Here is a 2,136-nt window from a genome sequence, read left to right on the forward strand (position 1 = left end):
GGTGAAAAGCGTAATATACGCCACCTCGAGTTAGCAAGCGAAAGCGCCTAACTCACTGCTCTTTAACAATTTATCAGACAATCTGTGTGGGCACTCCACAAGACGATATCCAGCATCTTCGGATGCAAAAAAATATCAAGTCTTGAAGAGTGACTAACTGAAGTAAAATTCATGCAGTAAATCTTTGAGCATCGCTTCTCGAGTGGAAGCAAATCAAGCTTTTAATTGAAGAGTTTGATCATGGCTCAGATTGAACGCTGGCGGCAGGCTTAACACATGCAAGTCGAGCGGTAGCACAAGAGAGCTTGCTCTCTGGGTGACGAGCGGCGGACGGGTGAGTAATGTCTGGGAAACTGCCTGATGGAGGGGGATAACTACTGGAAACGGTAGCTAATACCGCATAACGTCGCAAGACCAAAGAGGGGGACCTTCGGGCCTCTTGCCATCAGATGTGCCCAGATGGGATTAGCTAGTAGGTGGGGTAATGGCTCACCTAGGCGACGATCCCTAGCTGGTCTGAGAGGATGACCAGCCACACTGGAACTGAGACACGGTCCAGACTCCTACGGGAGGCAGCAGTGGGGAATATTGCACAATGGGCGCAAGCCTGATGCAGCCATGCCGCGTGTGTGAAGAAGGCCTTCGGGTTGTAAAGCACTTTCAGCGAGGAGGAAGGTGGTGAGCTTAATACGCTCATCAATTGACGTTACTCGCAGAAGAAGCACCGGCTAACTCCGTGCCAGCAGCCGCGGTAATACGGAGGGTGCAAGCGTTAATCGGAATTACTGGGCGTAAAGCGCACGCAGGCGGTTTGTTAAGTCAGATGTGAAATCCCCGGGCTCAACCTGGGAACTGCATTTGAAACTGGCAAGCTAGAGTCTCGTAGAGGGGGGTAGAATTCCAGGTGTAGCGGTGAAATGCGTAGAGATCTGGAGGAATACCGGTGGCGAAGGCGGCCCCCTGGACGAAGACTGACGCTCAGGTGCGAAAGCGTGGGGAGCAAACAGGATTAGATACCCTGGTAGTCCACGCTGTAAACGATGTCGATTTGGAGGTTGTGCCCTTGAGGCGTGGCTTCCGGAGCTAACGCGTTAAATCGACCGCCTGGGGAGTACGGCCGCAAGGTTAAAACTCAAATGAATTGACGGGGGCCCGCACAAGCGGTGGAGCATGTGGTTTAATTCGATGCAACGCGAAGAACCTTACCTACTCTTGACATCCAGAGAACTTTCCAGAGATGGATTGGTGCCTTCGGGAACTCTGAGACAGGTGCTGCATGGCTGTCGTCAGCTCGTGTTGTGAAATGTTGGGTTAAGTCCCGCAACGAGCGCAACCCTTATCCTTTGTTGCCAGCGGTTCGGCCGGGAACTCAAAGGAGACTGCCAGTGATAAACTGGAGGAAGGTGGGGATGACGTCAAGTCATCATGGCCCTTACGAGTAGGGCTACACACGTGCTACAATGGCATATACAAAGAGAAGCGACCTCGCGAGAGCAAGCGGACCTCATAAAGTATGTCGTAGTCCGGATTGGAGTCTGCAACTCGACTCCATGAAGTCGGAATCGCTAGTAATCGTAGATCAGAATGCTACGGTGAATACGTTCCCGGGCCTTGTACACACCGCCCGTCACACCATGGGAGTGGGTTGCAAAAGAAGTAGGTAGCTTAACCTTCGGGAGGGCGCTTACCACTTTGTGATTCATGACTGGGGTGAAGTCGTAACAAGGTAACCGTAGGGGAACCTGCGGTTGGATCACCTCCTTACCTAAAGATATTAGTTCGAGTGGCGTGCTCACACAGATTGTCTGATGAAAAAGTAACGAGCAAAGCGCTACCTGTTGATGCCATGAGTTATTCATGCTGATACGAACCGATTAAGTTATTCAGTTTAATCGGATTTTCGTGTCCCCATCGTCTAGAGGCCTAGGACACTGCCCTTTCACGGCTGTAACAGGGGTTCGAATCCCCTTGGGGACGCCATTCCGATAATGAGTGAAAGACATTATCACCGGTCACGACAGGCCGAAAAAATCTTAAAGATGACTTGCGAGTCATGTTTAAGATATTGCTCTTTAACAATCTGGAACAAGCTGAAAATTGAAACATGACGGCTGAAATTTATCCCTCCGTAGATGT

The 2,136-nt window shown here is 50.7% G+C and carries 1 tRNA gene and 1 rRNA gene; both read left to right on the forward strand.

What is annotated here, in order from left to right:
• The first annotated feature begins 222 nt into the window (after positions 1-222).
• Positions 223-1,764 (forward strand): 16S ribosomal RNA (locus tag AWX27_RS24200).
• A gap of 140 nt (positions 1,765-1,904) precedes the next feature.
• Positions 1,905-1,980: transfer RNA gene (locus AWX27_RS24205), tRNA-Glu, on the forward strand.
• Positions 1,981-2,136 lie beyond the last annotated feature (156 nt).

Origin of the sequence: Serratia sp. 2880STDY5682894 (assembly GCF_001537385.1) — a bacterium.
GTDB lineage: Bacteria > Pseudomonadota > Gammaproteobacteria > Enterobacterales > Enterobacteriaceae > Serratia > Serratia nevei.